This is a genomic window from Cetobacterium sp. NK01, assembly GCF_024506395.1.
In the GTDB taxonomy this organism is placed as follows: domain Bacteria; phylum Fusobacteriota; class Fusobacteriia; order Fusobacteriales; family Fusobacteriaceae; genus Cetobacterium_A; species Cetobacterium_A somerae_A.
The window spans coordinates 43,818-61,298 of sequence record NZ_JANIBO010000005.1 but is presented as its reverse complement, the minus strand read 5'-3'; the positions used below and the strand labels follow the sequence as shown (position 1 = coordinate 61,298).

The 17,481-nt window shown below is 27.2% G+C and carries 16 protein-coding genes; 11 read left to right on the top strand and 5 right to left on the bottom strand.

Features of this window, described 5'->3' with window-relative positions; all coding sequences use genetic code 11:
- Positions 1–127 precede the first annotated feature (127 nt).
- Genes NON08_RS13675 through NON08_RS15145 form a run of 4 tightly spaced genes read left to right on the top strand, consistent with a single transcriptional unit; the run spans position 128 to position 3,853 of the window.
- Positions 128–2,143: a urocanate hydratase gene (locus NON08_RS13675; protein WP_264759833.1), complete on the top strand. Its 2,016-nt coding sequence runs from the start codon at positions 128–130 to the stop codon at positions 2,141–2,143.
- Between the two features lie 31 nt (positions 2,144–2,174).
- Positions 2,175–3,119: a formimidoylglutamase gene (gene hutG, locus NON08_RS13670; protein ID WP_256692175.1), complete on the top strand. Its 945-nt coding sequence runs from the start codon at positions 2,175–2,177 to the stop codon at positions 3,117–3,119.
- A gap of 51 nt (positions 3,120–3,170) precedes the next feature.
- Complete coding sequence (locus NON08_RS15150) at positions 3,171–3,452, top strand: hypothetical protein (protein ID WP_413774064.1); 282 nt, start codon at positions 3,171–3,173, stop codon at positions 3,450–3,452.
- 29 nt (positions 3,453–3,481) lie between these two features.
- Positions 3,482–3,853, top strand: coding sequence for a hypothetical protein (locus NON08_RS15145; RefSeq protein WP_413774063.1), 372 nt, complete (start codon positions 3,482–3,484; stop codon positions 3,851–3,853).
- A gap of 37 nt (positions 3,854–3,890) precedes the next feature.
- On the opposite strand, the gene NON08_RS13660 is transcribed toward NON08_RS15145, so the two are convergent.
- The 3 genes from NON08_RS13660 to NON08_RS13650 form a co-directional block, all read right to left on the bottom strand.
- Positions 3,891–4,532 carry an alpha/beta hydrolase fold domain-containing protein gene (locus tag NON08_RS13660; RefSeq protein ID WP_256692230.1) on the bottom strand — a complete coding sequence of 214 codons (642 nt, stop codon included), beginning with the start codon at positions 4,530–4,532 and terminating at the stop codon, positions 3,891–3,893.
- Between the two features lie 20 nt (positions 4,533–4,552).
- Positions 4,553–4,780 carry a hypothetical protein gene (locus tag NON08_RS13655; RefSeq protein WP_256692174.1) on the bottom strand — a complete coding sequence of 76 codons (228 nt, stop codon included), beginning with the start codon at positions 4,778–4,780 and terminating at the stop codon, positions 4,553–4,555.
- A gap of 63 nt (positions 4,781–4,843) precedes the next feature.
- Entirely contained in the window at positions 4,844–5,479 is a 636-nt protein-coding gene (locus tag NON08_RS13650) for an HAD family hydrolase (protein WP_256692173.1), read from the bottom strand.
- A 232-nt stretch (positions 5,480–5,711) separates the two neighbouring features.
- Here NON08_RS13650 and NON08_RS13645 point away from each other — a divergent pair, with 232 nt between their 5' ends.
- The 4 genes from NON08_RS13645 (at position 5,712) to NON08_RS13630 (ending at position 10,764) form a co-directional block, all read left to right on the top strand.
- A complete protein-coding gene (locus NON08_RS13645; RefSeq protein ID WP_256692172.1) occupies positions 5,712–6,947 on the top strand; it encodes a M20 family metallo-hydrolase in 1,236 nt (411 codons plus the stop codon).
- A gap of 160 nt (positions 6,948–7,107) precedes the next feature.
- Positions 7,108–7,290 carry a hypothetical protein gene (locus NON08_RS13640; protein ID WP_256692171.1) on the top strand — a complete coding sequence of 61 codons (183 nt, stop codon included), beginning with the start codon at positions 7,108–7,110 and terminating at the stop codon, positions 7,288–7,290.
- Between the two features lie 506 nt (positions 7,291–7,796).
- Positions 7,797–9,308, top strand: coding sequence for a YfcC family protein (locus tag NON08_RS13635; protein ID WP_256692170.1), 1,512 nt, complete (start codon positions 7,797–7,799; stop codon positions 9,306–9,308).
- Between the two features lie 13 nt (positions 9,309–9,321).
- On the top strand, positions 9,322–10,764 hold the full coding sequence (locus tag NON08_RS13630; RefSeq protein WP_256692169.1) for an aminoacyl-histidine dipeptidase: 1,443 nt from the start codon (positions 9,322–9,324) through the stop codon (positions 10,762–10,764).
- Between the two features lie 81 nt (positions 10,765–10,845).
- Here the strand turns inward: NON08_RS13630 and fdhF are convergent, their stop codons facing one another.
- A complete protein-coding gene (gene fdhF, locus NON08_RS13625) occupies positions 10,846–13,488 on the bottom strand; it encodes a formate dehydrogenase subunit alpha (RefSeq protein WP_256692168.1) in 2,643 nt (880 codons plus the stop codon).
- 135 nt (positions 13,489–13,623) lie between these two features.
- On the opposite strand from fdhF, the gene NON08_RS13620 reads away from it, so the two are divergent.
- Genes NON08_RS13620 through NON08_RS13610 form a run of 3 tightly spaced genes read left to right on the top strand, consistent with a single transcriptional unit; the run spans position 13,624 to position 16,467 of the window.
- A complete protein-coding gene (locus tag NON08_RS13620; protein ID WP_256692167.1) occupies positions 13,624–14,190 on the top strand; it encodes a molybdenum cofactor guanylyltransferase in 567 nt (188 codons plus the stop codon).
- Between the two features lie 44 nt (positions 14,191–14,234).
- A complete protein-coding gene (locus tag NON08_RS13615) occupies positions 14,235–15,824 on the top strand; it encodes an ATP-binding protein (protein ID WP_256692166.1) in 1,590 nt (529 codons plus the stop codon).
- Positions 15,799–16,467 carry a response regulator gene (locus NON08_RS13610; protein ID WP_256692165.1) on the top strand — a complete coding sequence of 223 codons (669 nt, stop codon included), beginning with the start codon at positions 15,799–15,801 and terminating at the stop codon, positions 16,465–16,467. Before NON08_RS13615 ends, NON08_RS13610 begins: the two co-directional genes overlap by 26 nt.
- A 55-nt stretch (positions 16,468–16,522) precedes the next feature.
- On the opposite strand, the gene NON08_RS13605 is transcribed toward NON08_RS13610, so the two are convergent.
- Entirely contained in the window at positions 16,523–17,449 is a 927-nt protein-coding gene (locus tag NON08_RS13605) for an AEC family transporter (RefSeq protein ID WP_256692164.1), read from the bottom strand.
- Positions 17,450–17,481 lie beyond the last annotated feature (32 nt).

Sequence of the window (17,481 nt, the reverse complement as noted above, 5' to 3'; positions counted from 1 at the left end):
AAATATTTAAAATATATATTTTATTTTTTTTAAATTTTGAGGTATTAACAATAGCAGAAAGTAATAAAAAATTTTTATCTAATTATTAAAGTCATTTTAAAAATATAAAATATGGAGGTTTTAAATTATGTTAAATCAAGAGATTTTTAATGCTATGACAATTAAATTAACTGCTAATGATATTCCTATGGAAATACCTAAAATTGATCCAAAAGTTAGAAGAGCTCCAAAAAGGGTAGTACATTTAGAAAAAGATGAAATAGCTTTAGCACTTAAAAATGCCTTAAGATATATTCCTGAAGAATTCCATGAAATGTTAGCTCCAGAATTTTTAGAAGAGTTAAAAACTCACGGTAGAATATACGGATATAGATTTAGACCTACAGGAAATATTCACGGAAAACCAATTTTTGAATATGAAGGAAAATGTACTGATGCAAAGGCAATTCAAGTTATGATAGATAATAATTTAGATTTTGACATAGCTCTTTACCCATATGAACTTGTAACTTATGGTGAAACAGGACAAGTTTGTCAAAACTGGATGCAATATAGATTAATTAAAAAATATCTTGAAAATATAACAATGGATCAAACTTTAGTTGTAGCTTCTGGGCATCCAACAGGACTATTTAAATCTCATCCTTCAGCACCAAGAGTTATAATAACTAATGGACTTATGATTGGAGCTTTTGATGATTATGATAACTGGGCAAGAGGTGCAGCTCTTGGAGTAGCTAACTATGGTCAGATGACTGCAGGAGGATGGATGTACATTGGACCGCAAGGAATAGTTCATGGTACATATTCTACAATTTTAAACGCAGGAAGACTTTTCTGTGGCGTTCCTGCTGATGGAGATTTAGCGGGTAAATTATTTGTAACATCAGGACTTGGAGGAATGAGTGGTGCTCAAGGAAAGGCTACTGTTATAGCTAAAGGAGTTTCTATAATTGCAGAAGTTGATTTATCTAGAATTCAAACTAGATTAGAACAAGGTTGGATAAATAAATTTGTTACAACTCCTAAAGAAGCTTTTGATTTAGCTAAAGAAAAAATGGATTCAAAAACTCCATATGCTATTGCTTATTTAGGAAATATAGTAGACTTATTAGAATATGCAGATACAAATAATGTTCATATAGATTTATTATCTGATCAAACATCTTGTCATGCTGTTTATGACGGTGGATATTGTCCTGTTGGAATAACATTTGAAGAGAGAACAAGATTATTAGCAGAGGATAGAGAAACTTTTAGAAAATTGGTAGATGAAACTTTAAGAAGACATTACAATGTAATTAAAAATTTAACTAATAAAGGAGTTTATTTCTTTGATTATGGAAATAGTTTCTTAAAATCTATCTATGATATTGGAATTAAAGAGATATCAAAAAATGGAAGAGATGATAAAGGAGGTTTTATATTTCCATCATATGTTGAGGATATTTTAGGGCCAGAATTATTTGATTATGGTTATGGTCCATTTAGATGGGTTTGTTTGTCAGGAAAAAAAGAGGATCTTTTAAAAACTGATGCAGCAGCTCTTGAATTAGTCGATCCAAATAGAAGATACCAAGATAGAGATAATTATATGTGGATTAAAGATGCAGATGAAAATGGACTTGTTGTAGGAACACAAGCTAGAATATTTTATCAAGATGCTATGAGCAGAACTCAAATAGCTTTAAAATTTAATGATATGGTTAGAAAAGGTGAAATAGGACCAGTTATGTTAGGACGTGACCATCATGATGTTTCAGGAACAGATTCACCATTTAGAGAAACATCAAATATAAAAGACGGAAGTAATATTATGGCTGATATGGCAACGCAATGTTTTGCAGGAAATGCTGCTAGAGGAATGACTATGATAGCTCTACATAATGGTGGAGGAGTAGGAATTGGAAAATCTATAAATGGTGGATTTGGAATGGTTTTAGATGGAAGCAAAAGAGTAGATGATATTTTAGCTCAAGCAATGCCATGGGATGTTATGGGAGGAGTTGCAAGAAGAGCATGGGCAAGAAATCCGCACTCAATTGAAACTGTTATGGAATTTAATAAAAATAATGAAGGAACAGATCATATAACTTTACCATATATTGTAGATGAAAATTTAATAGAAAAATTAGTAAAATAATAAAATTAATTAGAAATTAGGAGAAGATATTATGTATTGGACTGGAAGAATAGATGGCGTGGAATTAGACGTTCTTCGTATACATCAAGTTGTTAAAGTAATGACTTTTGAAGATTTACTAGAGATTGATTTAAAAGAAAAAAAAGTTTGTTTTGTAAGCTTTAATTCTGATGAGGGAGTTAGAAGAAATTCAGGAAGACTAGGAGCAAAGGAGGGATGGATACATGTAAAGCGAGCGTTATCTGGATTCCCAATTTTTAGAGAGGATTTAAAATTTTATGACTTAAAAGATCCAGTTGAAGTTTTAAATCATGACTTAGAATTTGCTCATACAAAAATGTCTAATATAATTTCAGCCTTAAAAGAAAGAAATTTTCTTGTAGTAGTTCTTGGTGGTGGTCACGATATAGCATTTGCAAATTATTCTGGAATTTTAGATTATGCTTTAAAAAAAGATGAGAATCCTAAAATCGGAATAATAAATTTCGATGCTCATTTTGATATGAGAGAATATAAAAATGGTAGAAATTCAGGGACTATGTTTTTACAAATAGCTGATATTTGTGAGGAAAGAAAATTAAATTTTGATTATAATGTTTTTGGAATACAAAAATTTTCTAATACAAAAAGACTTTTTGATAGAGCAGATAGATTAGGTGTTAAATATTATTTTGCAGAAGAGATTAGAACTATACCAAGTGATGATCTGTATTCAATTTTAAAAAGAAATGATTATATACATTTAACTTTATGCACAGATGTTTTTCATATAACATCTGCTCCAGGAGTAAGTGCTCCACAAACATTTGGAGTAAATCCAAGGAATGCATTACCTCTTTTAAAAACAATTGCAAGGTATTCAAAAAATTTAACAATAGATGTAGCTGAAATTAATCCAACTTACGATTATGATGACAGAACATCAAGATTAATGGCTAATATAATATACGAATTAATTCTTTGTCATTTTGAATAGATACTAGAGTAATTAAGTTCTCCAAATTAATTAAAAAATTTTGGAGGTAAAATGAAAAAATTAAAAGAGTTAAATTTTGTAAAAATTAATCCAGCAGGAAATATAACTTTGCTTTATAATATAAAAAATATAGATAAGAATGAGATTCAGAGAATTTCTAAAATTTCTATGGGAGAGTTAAATTTATATGCAGAGCAGGTTGGATTTATTAATGATACACACCTTCAGATGATGGGAGGAGAGTTTTGTGGAAATGCTTGCAGATCCTTTGCAGCTTACTTAGCGTTTAATGATATAAGTTTCCAAAGAGAAAAAATCTATAAAAATGATTAATTTAGAATTATTAAAAAGAAACCAAAGAAATGTGCGAAATTATATTTGAAGGAATTGTTCATTTTATTATAGAAGCTCTTCCAAATAAAGAAATTATAGACAAAATTAGAAATTATTGTAAAAAGAAAAAATATTTAGCTTTTGGAATAATGTTTTTTGATTATAATAAAAGTTTTATGACACCATATGTAGAGATTCAAGGATTTGATGGGGTTTGGGAGAACAGTTGTGGCTCTGGAACAACAGCACTTGGATATTATTTAAAAGAATATAAAAATATAGAGTTTGCAAAAATAATTCAACCAGGTGGTTGGTTAGAAGTTTGTTATAGAAATGGAGAAATTTCAATAGATGGACCAGTTGAAATTATAGCTGAAGGCATTTCATATATAAATTTATAAATAAAAATAGAGAGGAAATTTTCCTCTCTATTTTATTTTAAATTTTCTTTAGAAAATTAATTATTATATCTATAATTTCAGGTTGACACCAATGATAATCACCGTGTCCTACACCTTTTATAAGGTATCTTTCAGCTTTTATTCCATATTTTATTAAAGCTTGGTATAATATATCAGTTTCACTAGGAGATACAAGAATATCTGAATCACCATGCATTAATAGAAATGGTGGAGTATTATTAGAAATATAAGACATTGGATTAGATTTTTTTACTTTTTCAGAATCACTACTTACAGATCCTCCTTCTTTAAAAACAGCTACTCCATTTAAAAATAATGCTTCTGGTGCTGAAGGTGAATTATGAGTTTTTTGAATGCTTAAGGAAAAATCAGAAGCAATTTTTGTTAAATCTGAAATTCCATACAAGTCGACAACCCCATTAATGAGACTATTTTCATTTAAGTAATCTCCTTTATCAAATTCAATAAAGCCATTTGTTGTACCAGTAATAGCAGCTAAATATCCTCCAGCAGATTCTCCCATAACGATTATTTTATTTTTGTTAATATTAAATTCTTCTGCATGCGCTTTTAAAAAACGTATAGCAGATTTTATATCAATTAAAGAATCTGGAAATTTACTAGTAGGAAGTACCCGATATTCTAAGCTAGCAACAATAAATCCAGCCTCAGCTATTGCTACTTTTGCTGAAGATAATTGACTTTTGGAGATCTCATAAATCCTCCACCAGGAATATATATAACTAAAGGTAAATTATTTTCTTTAATCTCAGGTTTAAAAATATCCAATTTTAAAGATGAGATACCAAAATAGGGATCATAAGGTTGAGCATATGTGATATCTGGATATACTAAAACTCTTGGTTTTACAACCTTAATATCAATAATTTTACTATTTGCAGTCATAGCGTACCTCCTAAATATATAATAAACTACTCTTTAATATATTCAGTGAAATTTTAATTTCCTTTAATTTTTCTCCATTAGTTTAATAATATCTTGTGGTTTATTTAAAATAAAATCTGGATTAAATTCAGATAAATTAAAAGCTCCCCACGAAGCTAAAGCAAACTTCATTCCAGCACTTTTGCTAGCAGCTTCATCAGCAATAGTGTCTCCAACGTATATTATATTTTCTGGATTTAAATTTAAGAGTTTTGCTCCTAAAAGTAATGGATCTGGATTTGGTTTATGTAAGAGAGTGTCCTCTGCTAATACAGCACAATCAATGTATATATTTAAACCTGTAGGAATAAAATCTATTTCATATTGTTTTTTCATTTTAGAACTTGCAATTCCAATTTTAATTCCATTTTGATGAAGGGTTTTAAAAACTTCTTTAAATCCTTCATATAAAGTAGCACCTTCTTCAAATTCATTGACATATTTAACCCATTTCTCATAAGAAGTTTCAACGTTATAAAATCCTAACATTTTTATAGTTTGTTTACCAGGATATGCACAATACTTAATAAGATCATTATAGGAAATTATTTTACCTAATTCTTCTAAAATTAATTTTTGTAATGGAACTATATTCATTTTTTGTGTATTTAAAACTGTTCCATCTAAATCAAAAAGAACTCCTTTAATAATATTTTTCATCATAACTCCTTTATATATTTATTATAAGCCCATATTATCATAATCTAATAGAATTGAAAAGTTCTCAAATTAAAATATATTGACATTAAATAATTAATATAATATTATCATAGGAACAAATCAAAAGGAAGAAAAGATTTATATGAAATATAGACTTTAGATTATATCATTCAGGAGAGGTATTGGATAAAAATATAAAAAAGAGTAATAATAAATATTGGGAGGGGAAGAATTGAAAATTAATATTGAACGTATAATAAGTGACCTAGAAATTTTAAATGCATTTAATAGTACTCCAGAAAATGGATGTACTAGATTTTCTTTTACTATTGAAGATACAAGAGCTAAAGAATATTTAATGGGAGAAATGAAAGCAATAGGTATGGAAGTGTGGTTTGATGGCGTTGGAAATTTACACGGACTTTTAAAAGGAAATGGAGAAAATAAAAAAATTGTAATGAGTGGCTCACATATAGATACCGTTACAAATGGAGGAAAATATGACGGTAATTTAGGTGTAATTGGAGCACTTGAAGTTGCAAGGGTATTGTCTAAAAGTGAAGTAAAAAGATATCATGATTATCAAGTTTCGATATTTATTGAAGAAGAGGGGCCTCATTTTGGAACTAATTTAATAGGAAGCAAGGCTTTTTGTAAAAATTTTTCTACTGCACAAAGCAGAAAAATTAAAGATTCTGAAGGAAACTCTATGTACGAAGTTATGAAAATGGCAAGATATAATCCAGATAATATAGATACAATTTCTTTTGAACCAAGTAAATACAAGGCTATGCTTGAACTCCACATAGAGCAGGGAAGAGTTTTAGATTTAGAAAATAAATCTATAGGAATTGTTAAAGGAATTGTAGGATTGAAATGGTTTAAGATAATAATAAAAGGTGAATCTAACCATGCTGGAGCTACACCAATGAAATATAGGTTAGATCCAGTTGTAGAAGGATGCAAATTAATATCTGAAATTCCTAATATTGTAAAATCTATGGATGATAACTCTATGGTGGCAACTGTAGGAAAAATTGCAGTATTTCCAAATCAAACTAACATAATTTCAAAATTTATTGAATTTACAATAGACTTAAGAGGAATTGATGAAGAAAATTTATTAACAGTTGTAGATATAATTGAAAGTCAACTAGATGAATTAAAAGAAAGAGGATTCTATTGCGAAATTGAACAAATAGCAGAAGCAAAAGGGGTTAAATCAAATTCAAATATTTTAGATATAATAGAAGAGTCTATAAAAATAAGAGAGTATAGTTATACAAAATTATATAGTGGAGCTAATCATGACACAAGCATTTTAGGAGAATATATACCTTCAGCAATGATTTTTGTTCCAAGTATAAATGGAAGAAGTCATTGTAAAGAAGAGTTTACTAAAAAAATTGATATAAAAGTAGGATGCCAGGTTTTATGTGATACAATTTATAAATTAGTAAAAGAATAAAAAAGGAAAATTTTAATGAAATAGATTCTATAGGATAGATGCATAAAAAAGCTAGTCTATTCTATAGAATTTTTTTGTATAATAATTTTCTAATAGAAAAAGGATATTAAAGATAAATTATGAAAATATAATATAGAATAATGATGAAATGGAGGAGTTAATGTATAGAATAATTCTATTAGAAAATGAACAAATTTTATTATCTAAAGAGATAGAAGATTACGATGAAATTTTTAACCACATTAATGTTTTAATAAAACAGCTAGATAAAAGTAAAAAAATTATAGTTCATGAAAAAAGAAATGATAAATGGATGAAGTTTGGAGAATGGAAGTTAGAATAAAAGAGCCTCTGAGGGAATAGAGGCTCTAAATATATATATTTCTTTTTAAAATAATAAAAATAATTAATAAGAAAAAAGATCAAACTATTCTATATGAAACAATTTCTGAAGTTGGAATTTTCTTTAAATTTATTCAATATAAAGGAAAAAGTTCCGAAATTACAAACGTACTTAAGGAACATAACATTCCTTTTTGATTATTTTCCATTTAAATCATTTTAATAATTTTTAGCTTTATTTAGAAAAATTCAAAATTTATCATCGCATATAAAGTGTTTTAATTTTGTAATTAAAGTATTAATAACGTAGTATTTAAAATAAAAAAAAACAAAAAAATTGACTTTTGTTTAAACTGAAAATATAATCATGTTTATAAAAGGTTAAATAAAATTATAACGGAGGAGATTAGAAATGTAAAAAGTACAAACTATCAACAATAAGATTATTATCTGTAAAAAAGGAGGAAGTTCAGTAGGTTTAATTTAAATCAATTGGACAAATAGAAAATGACAAACAAGAAAAAAAGAAGTTTTCCCACGGCATTTACTGTGCTTTTCATTATCCTTATTTTAGCTGCAGGTCTTACTTATATAGTTCCTTCAGGAAAATTCTCAAGATTAACTTATGATTCTCAGGCAAATGAATTTATTATTACTAAACCTAATGATTCAGTAGAAACACTTTCTGCAACACAAGAAACTTTAAATAAGCTTAAAATACAATTAAGTTTAGATAAATTTGTAGATGGAGTTATACAAAAACCAATAGCTGTTCCTAATACTTATACTCGAATTGAACAACATCCTCAAGGAATTTTAGAAATATTGAAAGCTCCTATTGAAGGAGTATTTGATACTGTTGATATAATGGTATTTGTATTAATTTTAGGTGGAATAATAGGAATTATTAATAAAATTGGTGCTTTTGATGCTGGTATAGCTGCACTTTCAAAACGAACAAAAGGAAAAGAATTTTTGCTTGTTACTTTAGTTTTTTTATTAACAACTTTAGGAGGAACAACCTTTGGTCTTGCAGAAGAAACGATAGCTTTTTACCCAATTCTTATGCCTATTTTTCTTGTAAGTGGATTTGATGCAATTACTTGTATCGCAGCAATTTATATGGGATCTTCTATTGGAACAATGTTTTCAACAGTAAATCCTTTTTCTGTGGTAATAGCTTCTAATGCAGCTGGAATTAATTTTACAAATGGTTTAATGTATAGAATTATTGTTCTTTCATTAGGGTCTCTAATAACTCTTGTCTATATGTATTACTATGCTAAAAAGGTTAGATTGAATCCTAAAGCTTCACTTGTTTATGAGGATGAGAATGCTATTCATGAAAGATTTTTAAAAAGCTATGATATCGAATCTAAAGTTGAATTTACTATAAGAAGAAAAATTGTTCTCCTTATTTTTGCACTAGCATTTCCTATTATGATTTGGGGAGTGGCAAGAGATGGATGGTGGTTTGAAGAGATGTCTACTTTATTTTTAGCTGACGCTATACTTATAATGATTTTTTCGGGACTATCTGAAAAGGATTGTGTTAATACATTTATTTCTGGGGCAGCTGATTTAGTCGGAGTTGTTTTAACAATAGGACTTGCTAGATCTATAAATATTGTTATGGATAATGGTTTTATTTCTGACACATTATTAAATTACTCAGCAGAGATTGTAACACAAATGAATGGAGGAGTTTTTGCAGTTGTACAGATGGTTGTATTTTCAGTATTAGGATTCTTTATTCCATCATCTTCAGGATTAGCTGTTCTCTCTATGCCTATTATGGCACCTTTAGCTGATACTGTTGGGGTATCTAGAGAGGTTGTTATAAATGCATATAACTGGGGACAAGGACTTATGTCATTTATAACACCAACTGGTCTTATTTTAGTAACTCTAGAGATGGCAGAAACAACTTTTGATAAATGGTTAAAGTATATACTTCCTTTAATGGGAATAATGGCAGTTTTTTCAGTTGTTATGCTTGTTTTAAACGCTTTGATATAGCTGGAGGTATAAAGTGAGAAAATTAAAAAAATTACAACCAGAAAGAGTTTTCTATTACTTTGAAGAGATATCTAAAATTCCTAGAGAATCTTATCAAGAGAAAGCAATTAGTGATTATATTGTTGATTTTGGAAGAAAATTAGGACTTGAAACTTACCAAGATAGTTCTTATAATGTAGTTTTAAGAAAAAAAGCTTCTTTAGGTTATGAAAGTTCATCAGGTATTATTATGCAAGGACACTTAGATATGGTTTGTGAGAAGGAAGATGACAGTTTCCATGACTTTTCAAAAGATCCTATTGATTTAATTGTTGATGGAAATAAATTAAAAGCAAATAAAACAACTTTAGGTGCTGATAATGGAATAGCTGTTGCGATAGCTATGGCTATTCTAGAAGATGATTCTTTTGAACACGGTCCGATAGAATTTCTTGGAACAACATCTGAAGAAGTTGATTTAGGTGGAGCTTTGGCCATAGATTCTAAAATTTTAAAAGGAAGTATGCTTATAAATTTAGATTCAGAAGATGAAGGTATTATAACAGTGGGATCAGCTGGTGGAATTGAATTAGATATCACTTTACCAACTACTAAAGTATACGAAGATCTTTCTTTTTCTTGGAATATTGAAGTCAAAAATTTATCTGGAGGTCATTCTGGAGTTGAAATTCATAAGAAAAAAGGTAATGCAAATAAAATAATATCTGAAATTTTAAGTGATATTAACTTTGAAGAAGAAATCTTTCTAGTTGAAATCTCAGGTGGAAGTAAAGATAATGCTATTCCTAGAAATGCTTCTGCTACTATTTCTTCTAAAAAAGATATTTCTACAACGATAAAAAATTCTATAAATAAAATTTTAGAAAAATATAGGTCTTTTGAACCCAATATCCAGGTAGAAATGATAGAAGTAGATACGATCACTAAAGTTATTGATAAAGAATCTTTTAAAAATTATTTAGGTTTAATTAAAAATATACCTACAGGAGTTAATACTTGGATTAAAGAATACCCTGATATAGTTGAATCATCTGATAATTTAGCTATTGTAAAAACATCTGTTGATTCAATTGAAATAATAGTTTCTTTAAGAAGTTCTGAAGTAAATATTTTAAAAGAGTTACAAGATAAGATTGTAAATATTGTTGAAGAATTTGGTGCAAATTATGATTTTTCTGCAGGATATCCAGAATGGAGATTCAATCCAATTTCTAATTTAAGAGAAAAAGCAATTTCAACTTATAAGGAATTATATAAAAAAGACATGAAAGTTGAAGTTATTCATGCAGGATTAGAGTGTGGAGCAATATCACAAAAGTACCCTAATATGGATATTATAAGTATAGGGCCGAATATTAAAGAAGTTCATACTCCTAGTGAATATTTAGATATATCATCTACTGAAAGAATTTATAATTATTTAAAAAAATTAATAAATAATTTGTCAAAGTATTAAAAAATTCTTTTAAAAAATAAAATTAGAGATTTAAAAAGGGATGGTTTTAAACCATCCCTAAAAAATATTTTCTTTTTTATTTTAGCTTAATTTTTGAATATTAACAGCGATAGTTTTAAATTCAGGCATATGAGCAACATTATCTAAATGAGATGCATCCGTTAGATAGTTTGGAGCACCATCAATAAAATGAAATGGCATAAAGAATATATCTTCTTTAACTTTATCTGTAATTTCTGCATAAGTTTCAATTTCTCCTCTTAAAGATAAAACTTTAATTCGTTCTCCATTAATTATATTTAATTCAGCTGCAGTAATGGGGTTAATTTCTATAAAACTATGAGGTGATTTTTCATTAAGACCATCAATTTTACCAGTTAAAGTTCTAGTATGATATTGATATAAAACTCTGCCAGTAGTTAAGAGATATGGAAATTGCTCAGTTTTATTTTCTCCAGATATAAGCTCATCATTTTCAAATAGAAGTCCTTTCCCCCGAGAAATACCATTTTTATGTAATATATCAGTACCACAATTATTTATAATAGGCCATTGTATTCCTATATTCTCAATTAATTTATAATTTAAACCTGAATAATTTTTTACTATTTTTCCAATTTCAATAGTCACGTCTTCAGGCGAAGTATAGTTTTGAGGAAAGTCCATAAATTTAAATAAATCTAATAGTATTTCATAATCAGATTTTGAATTTCCAATTGGATTAATAGCTTTTCGAACTCGTTGAATACGTCTTTCAGTATTTGTAAAAGTTCCATTTTTCTCAGCAAAACTACATGCAGGTAAAACAACATCTGCGTATTCAGTTGTTTCAGTCAAAAAAAGATCTTGAACAACTAAAAAGTCTATTTTAGATAAAGAAGATTTTACATGATTTAAATCAGCATCAGATAAAACAGGGTTTTCACCGATTATATATAACGCTTTAATATCACCATTCCCAGCAGCTTCAATCATTGAAGGGCCAAATTTTCCAATTTTTTCATTAAGTTTAACACCCCAAAAATCTTCAAATTGTTTTCTAATTTCAGAATCATCAACTTTTTGATTTCCAGGATATTTATTAGGATATGCTCCCATGTCCCCCGCTCCCTGGACATTATTTTGACCTCTAAGAGGATTTAACCCAGCGTTTTTAATTCCAAGATTACCGCATAAAAGAGCTAATGTAGCTAATTCCTGAACCTCATAAGTTCCATTAGTATGTTGAGTTATTCCCATTGTAAAATAAGTAGCTGTTGGACCATCGGCATATAGTCTAGCAACAGCTCTAATATCTTCTGGTGATATTCCACAAAGTTTTGATACATATTCTGGAGTATATTTTCTAGAACTTTCTAGAAGTTCATCAAATTTTTCTGTATTTTTAGAAACAAAATCTTTGTTGTAAAGATTTTCACTAATAATAACATTAATCATTCCGTTTAAAAGAGCAGAATTACTCTTTAAATTAATTTGTAAAAAATAATCGGCAATTTCACTCATATCTATTTTTCTAGGGTCTACTATAACTAATTTAGCACCTCTTTGCTTAGCTCTTTTTATCATAGTACCAATAACAGGGTGAGTCTCTCGTGCATTAGATCCAAGTATAAATATAGTTTTATTATTAGAAATTTCTTCAATACTATTAGTCATAGCACCAATTCCTAAACTAAGCCCAAGACCACTTCCTGTTGTTGAATGACAAAATCTTGCACAATGATCTATATTATTTGTTCCAATGGCAACTCTCATAAATTTTTGAAAAAGGTAATTTTCTTCATTTGTACATTTAGCAGAAGAGAATCCTCCAATAGCATCTGAGCCGAATTTATCCTTAATTTCTCTAAATTTATTAGTGATTAATTTATACGCTTCATCCCAAGTTGCTTCTGTTAAAACACCATTTTTTCTAATTAATGGATTTTTTAATCTATTTTTATGATTAATGAATGAAAATCCAAACTTTCCTTTGACACATAATAAGCCATTATTAGGTGAAATATCTCTTGGAGTAGCCCCAACAACTTTATTATTTATTGTTCTAAATTCAATTTGACAGCCAACCCCACAATAAATACATGTGGTATTAGTTTTTTCTGTGTCACAAATTCTAAATTTAATTTTTGATTTAGCCATAAGAGCTCCAGTGGGACACTTACTAATACAATTACCACATGACACACATTTAGTTTGATCTAATATAGAGTGTCTTTTACCATTAGTACTTCCCATCTTTATAGCATGATTACATTGAAGATTAGTGCAAATTTGAAAACATCTTCCACAAGCGACACATTTATTTGGATCAACATAATAAAATGGATTACTAGAATCTATAGGTAATAGATTAGTAGTGGGAATCTTTTTTTCTATTTCATATTGGAAGCAATATTTTTGTAATCTACAATCACTAGTTTTAGGACAAATGAGACAATTTTCATGATGATTATCAATGTAATCTTGAAGCAAATTTTTCCTAAAAGTTAGAACATCGTCACTATCTGTATTTAAAATTAAGTTTTCTTCAACTTTAGTTTGACATGCTTTTTTTAATGAACCATTGATATTTATTGTGCAGAGTCCACAAACACCAAAATTTTTATCTAGTCTGCTATCATGACAAAAATTAGGTAGTTCAATTCCTATTTTATTTAAGGCATCTAATACTGATAGTGTTTCATCAAGTTCAATAATATTATTATTTAATGTTACTTTGACCACAATGTCCCTCCTTAGATTTTCTTATGATATTTAACTATATATACACTTAAATTATGAGAGTTCCTTTACAAATAAAAAAGGATAATAGAAGAAATTTCTCAATAATATACTAAAAATAAATTACTGGGAGGATTTATGATAAGCTGTATAATTTTAGCCGGAGGGAAAGGATCTAGAATGGAATATAAAAATAAAGCCCTTCTAAAAAAAGATGGAAAATTTTTTATTGAAATAATTTTAGAAAATATAAAAAAAATAAAACAAATTGACGAAATTTTAATTAGTTCAAATTCAAATGAGCTTGATTATTTAGGAGTTAATGTGTACTCAGATGAAATAAAAAATATAGGACCAATGGGAGGATTTTTTACAGTACTCCCTAAAATAAAAAATGAATTTGCTATAATATTACCATGTGATTTACCTTTTCTAAGTGAAAGATTAATTGAAGAGCTTATAAATGAATTAAAAATAGAAAATTGGGATATAATTGTTCCTAAAATAAATGGTAGAATAGATTATTTAGTAGGAATTTATTCTAAAAATATTTTTAATTCTGTAAAAAAATTAGTAGAGCAAAAAAAATATAAGATTGCATTTTTAGAAGAAGGGAATAAGGTAAAACACATAGAATTAACTGAAGAGTACTTAAAATATTTAAGAAATATAAATACTATAGATAATTTTAAAGAGTTTTGTTAAAAAATATGTTATAATTATTCCTTAAGTATTTTAAGGAGGCAAGGATGAAAAGTAGATTTGAGCAAAGAGTTATAAAATTGTCTATTTTAATAACAACTCCATTGTTAATACTTCTCATAGGAATAATTACATATACTGAAGTTAATAATGAAACTAACAAAGTAAAAAGAAGTTTAAATGAAGTAGCTCTTGAAATATCTGATACAAGATTTGTAAAAGAATCTATAATTTCTAAAAAGTTTAATCTTCAAAAATATGCAGAGGTTTTTGTTGATAATAATCAAGATGTAGATATAGTAGTTATAGCAGATAAGAATAACCTTAGATTTAGTCATTTAGATCCTAGTAAAATAGGAGAAACTTTTGGAACCAAAGATAGTGAAAATGTTTTAAAAAATAAAAAAGGTTATTTTATAATAACTAAAGGTTCTCAAGGATTAACCTATAGAAGGTTTGAGCCTATTGTAGAAGATGATAAAATTATTGGCTTTGTTATGGTTGGAAAGCTTTTTAATATTTTTAAACATACGATATTTTTAATTTTATTAAAAATTTTAGTCTTATCGTTAATAAGTTCAATTTTTATTTTTATAAGTTCAAAAATTTTTGCTAAAAAGATTAAAAAAGAAATGTTAGATTTAGAACCAGAAGAGATCACAAAATTATATATAAATACCAAAAGTCTTGTTCAACAACAAGCAGCTATTATAGATAATATTCATGAGGGAGTTGTTGTTTTAAATTCAACTTTTGAGATAATAAACATCAATAAAAAAGTTTTCGAAATTCTTCATGAATTTGAAATTAACTCTTTTATAGAAAAATTTAGCAATATTTTTTATGAGAAAAAAAATATTTATTTTAAAGAGATAAAAGTTGGTCATGAAAAGGTTTTTGTATGTATAATACATCTTTTAGAAGAAAAAACTCATCTAGGAGTAATCATAACATTTTATAAACATATTGAAATTATTAACTTGGCAAAAGAATTAACAAGTATAAATAATGTTATTAACGGATTTCGTGAAAATAACCATGAATTTAAAAATCAACTTCAGGTTATATCAGGTTTAATTCAATTAAAAAAATATGATTTAGTTCAAGAATATATGAAAAATTTAGAAAATAGTAATATGAAAATTTTAACTGAAATTGCTAATATATCAGATTATTATATATTAGGAATTTTAATTGGAAAATTCAGTGTTATAAAAGAAAAAGGTATCTTATTTACTATTGACCAAGATTCAGTTTTATTTAGAGAGCATGGTTCTATTACGTCTTTAGATATAATAACTATAGTATCTAATCTTTTAGAGAATGCAATTGAAGCTTTGGAAAAAAGTAAAACAGAAAATAAGCAGATTGAACTACTTTTATTAGAAGATGAAGATTCTATTCAGATAACTGTATTTGATAATGGTTTAAAAATTGATCCTATCATAAAAGAAAAAATGTTTGAAAGATATGTATCTTCTAAGGGAGAGAATCGCGGAATAGGGTTATCTCTTGTAAAGTCTAAAATTGAACTTTATAATGGTAGATTTATCTTAGAAGAAGTAGAGGGAGGAAAATACTTTACAATTATATTAAACAAGGAGAATAGTAATGATATACAAGGTATTAATTGTTGAAGATGATCCTATGGTTGCATCTATAAATAAAATATTTTTAGAGAAATATAGCAATTTAGAAGTTATAGATATAGTTAAGAGTGAGGCAGCTGTATTAGAAGTTTTAGAAAAAACTAAAATTGATTTAATTCTTTGTGATGTTTATTTAGGTGAAAGCAATGGAATTGAAATATTAAAAAAAATTAGGAATAAAAATATATTAACAGATATTATTTTTATTACGGCATTAAATGAGTCTAATAAAATAAAAGAGGCAATTGCATTTGGTGCTATAGATTTTTTAATAAAACCATATAGTCAAAATAGATTAGATTCAGCTATAATAAAATTTTTTAAAAAAAATGAGATACTTATAAAATCTGTAATGATTCAAGAAGAGTATGATGAATATTTTGCCTTTGACTCAAATCAATTAGAATTTCCAAAGGGGATAAATAAAAAAACTTTAGATAAAATTGAGTTTTTTTTAAATGAAAACAGGAAAAAATGGTGGAATGCTAATAAACTTTCTGAGCATCTTAATATAAGTACGGTAACTTTAAATAAATATTTAAAATATTTGGTTTCTATAAATAAATTGATTATAAATACATCTTATGGAGAGATTGGAAGACCTGAAAATTTTTATAAATATCAAAATTAAAAAACACTAGAATTTATTTCTAGTGTTTTTTGCGTATAAAAATTAATATTTTGATTTAAAGTATAAATGATATTAAAAAACTAAGTGTTACAATAGAGAAAATTGTTCCAACTATTGCAGAACTAGAACTTTCAACTTCTGAAACTCCATATTTTAATCCAAACATTGTTGAAATTGTAGCTGTTGGCATAGCGCATAGTAGTAAAATTTCCTTAGCCATAATACCCTTTAAATGAAATAAAACAATTAAACCACTCATTAAAATAGGTTGTAATATATTTTTCATAAATATATTGAAATAAACTTGTCCTGATAAAACAATTTTATAACTAGCCATAATTAATCCTAAAGAAAATAATGAAACTCCTGATGTACTTTTCCCGATAAGCTCAAAAGAATGAAAAATAACCTTAGGTACTTCAATATGAAATACAGAACAAAGTAATCCTAATATGGGAGCTATAATTAATGGCTTTTTCATACAGTTGATTAAACTTGATTTAATTATTTTTATAGGACTTGCTGTAGCATCTTTTGATTCTAATATAATTGTAGTTATAGGAATCATAAAAACACTTGTTATAACGTTACCAATTGCAACAGAGATTAAAGCTTCCGGTCCAATTAAAGATGTTAATACTGGAATCCCCATAAATGCCATATTAGGGAATGCACATACAATTGAACCTTGTGCAGCTTTTCTTGAATCATATTTAAAAATATGCTTTTGAATAAGAAATGAAATTACATAAAGTCCCATTAAAGCTAAAGCAAATGAAGATATTATTCTAATATCTAAAAGAGTCTTAGGATTAGCTTTAGCACTACCAATAAAAAGATGTAGCGGGAAACTGAACATCATTACATAGTCAGCAAAAGCCTTTTTATGTTCTATTGAAACAATTTTCTTTTTTCCAGAAAACCACCCTAAAGCGATTACAAAAAATACTGGTACAATAGAATTTAATATCGTATCTAACACATTAAAACCTCACTTATTCTTTATTTTAAAGA

Coding starts and splice junctions, on each gene's coding strand:
- NON08_RS13675 (WP_264759833.1), top strand. CDS start 128: ATGTTAAATCAAGAGATTTTTAATGCTATGACAATTAAATTAACTGCT.
- hutG (WP_256692175.1), top strand. CDS start 2,175: ATGTATTGGACTGGAAGAATAGATGGCGTGGAATTAGACGTTCTTCGT.
- NON08_RS15150 (WP_413774064.1), top strand. CDS start 3,171: ATGAAAAAATTAAAAGAGTTAAATTTTGTAAAAATTAATCCAGCAGGA.
- NON08_RS15145 (WP_413774063.1), top strand. CDS start 3,482: ATGTGCGAAATTATATTTGAAGGAATTGTTCATTTTATTATAGAAGCT.
- NON08_RS13655 (WP_256692174.1), bottom strand. CDS start 4,780: ATGACTGCAAATAGTAAAATTATTGATATTAAGGTTGTAAAACCAAGA.
- NON08_RS13650 (WP_256692173.1), bottom strand. CDS start 5,479: ATGAAAAATATTATTAAAGGAGTTCTTTTTGATTTAGATGGAACAGTT.
- NON08_RS13640 (WP_256692171.1), top strand. CDS start 7,108: ATGTATAGAATAATTCTATTAGAAAATGAACAAATTTTATTATCTAAA.
- NON08_RS13635 (WP_256692170.1), top strand. CDS start 7,797: ATGACAAACAAGAAAAAAAGAAGTTTTCCCACGGCATTTACTGTGCTT.
- NON08_RS13620 (WP_256692167.1), top strand. CDS start 13,624: ATGATAAGCTGTATAATTTTAGCCGGAGGGAAAGGATCTAGAATGGAA.
- NON08_RS13615 (WP_256692166.1), top strand. CDS start 14,235: ATGAAAAGTAGATTTGAGCAAAGAGTTATAAAATTGTCTATTTTAATA.
- NON08_RS13610 (WP_256692165.1), top strand. CDS start 15,799: ATGATATACAAGGTATTAATTGTTGAAGATGATCCTATGGTTGCATCT.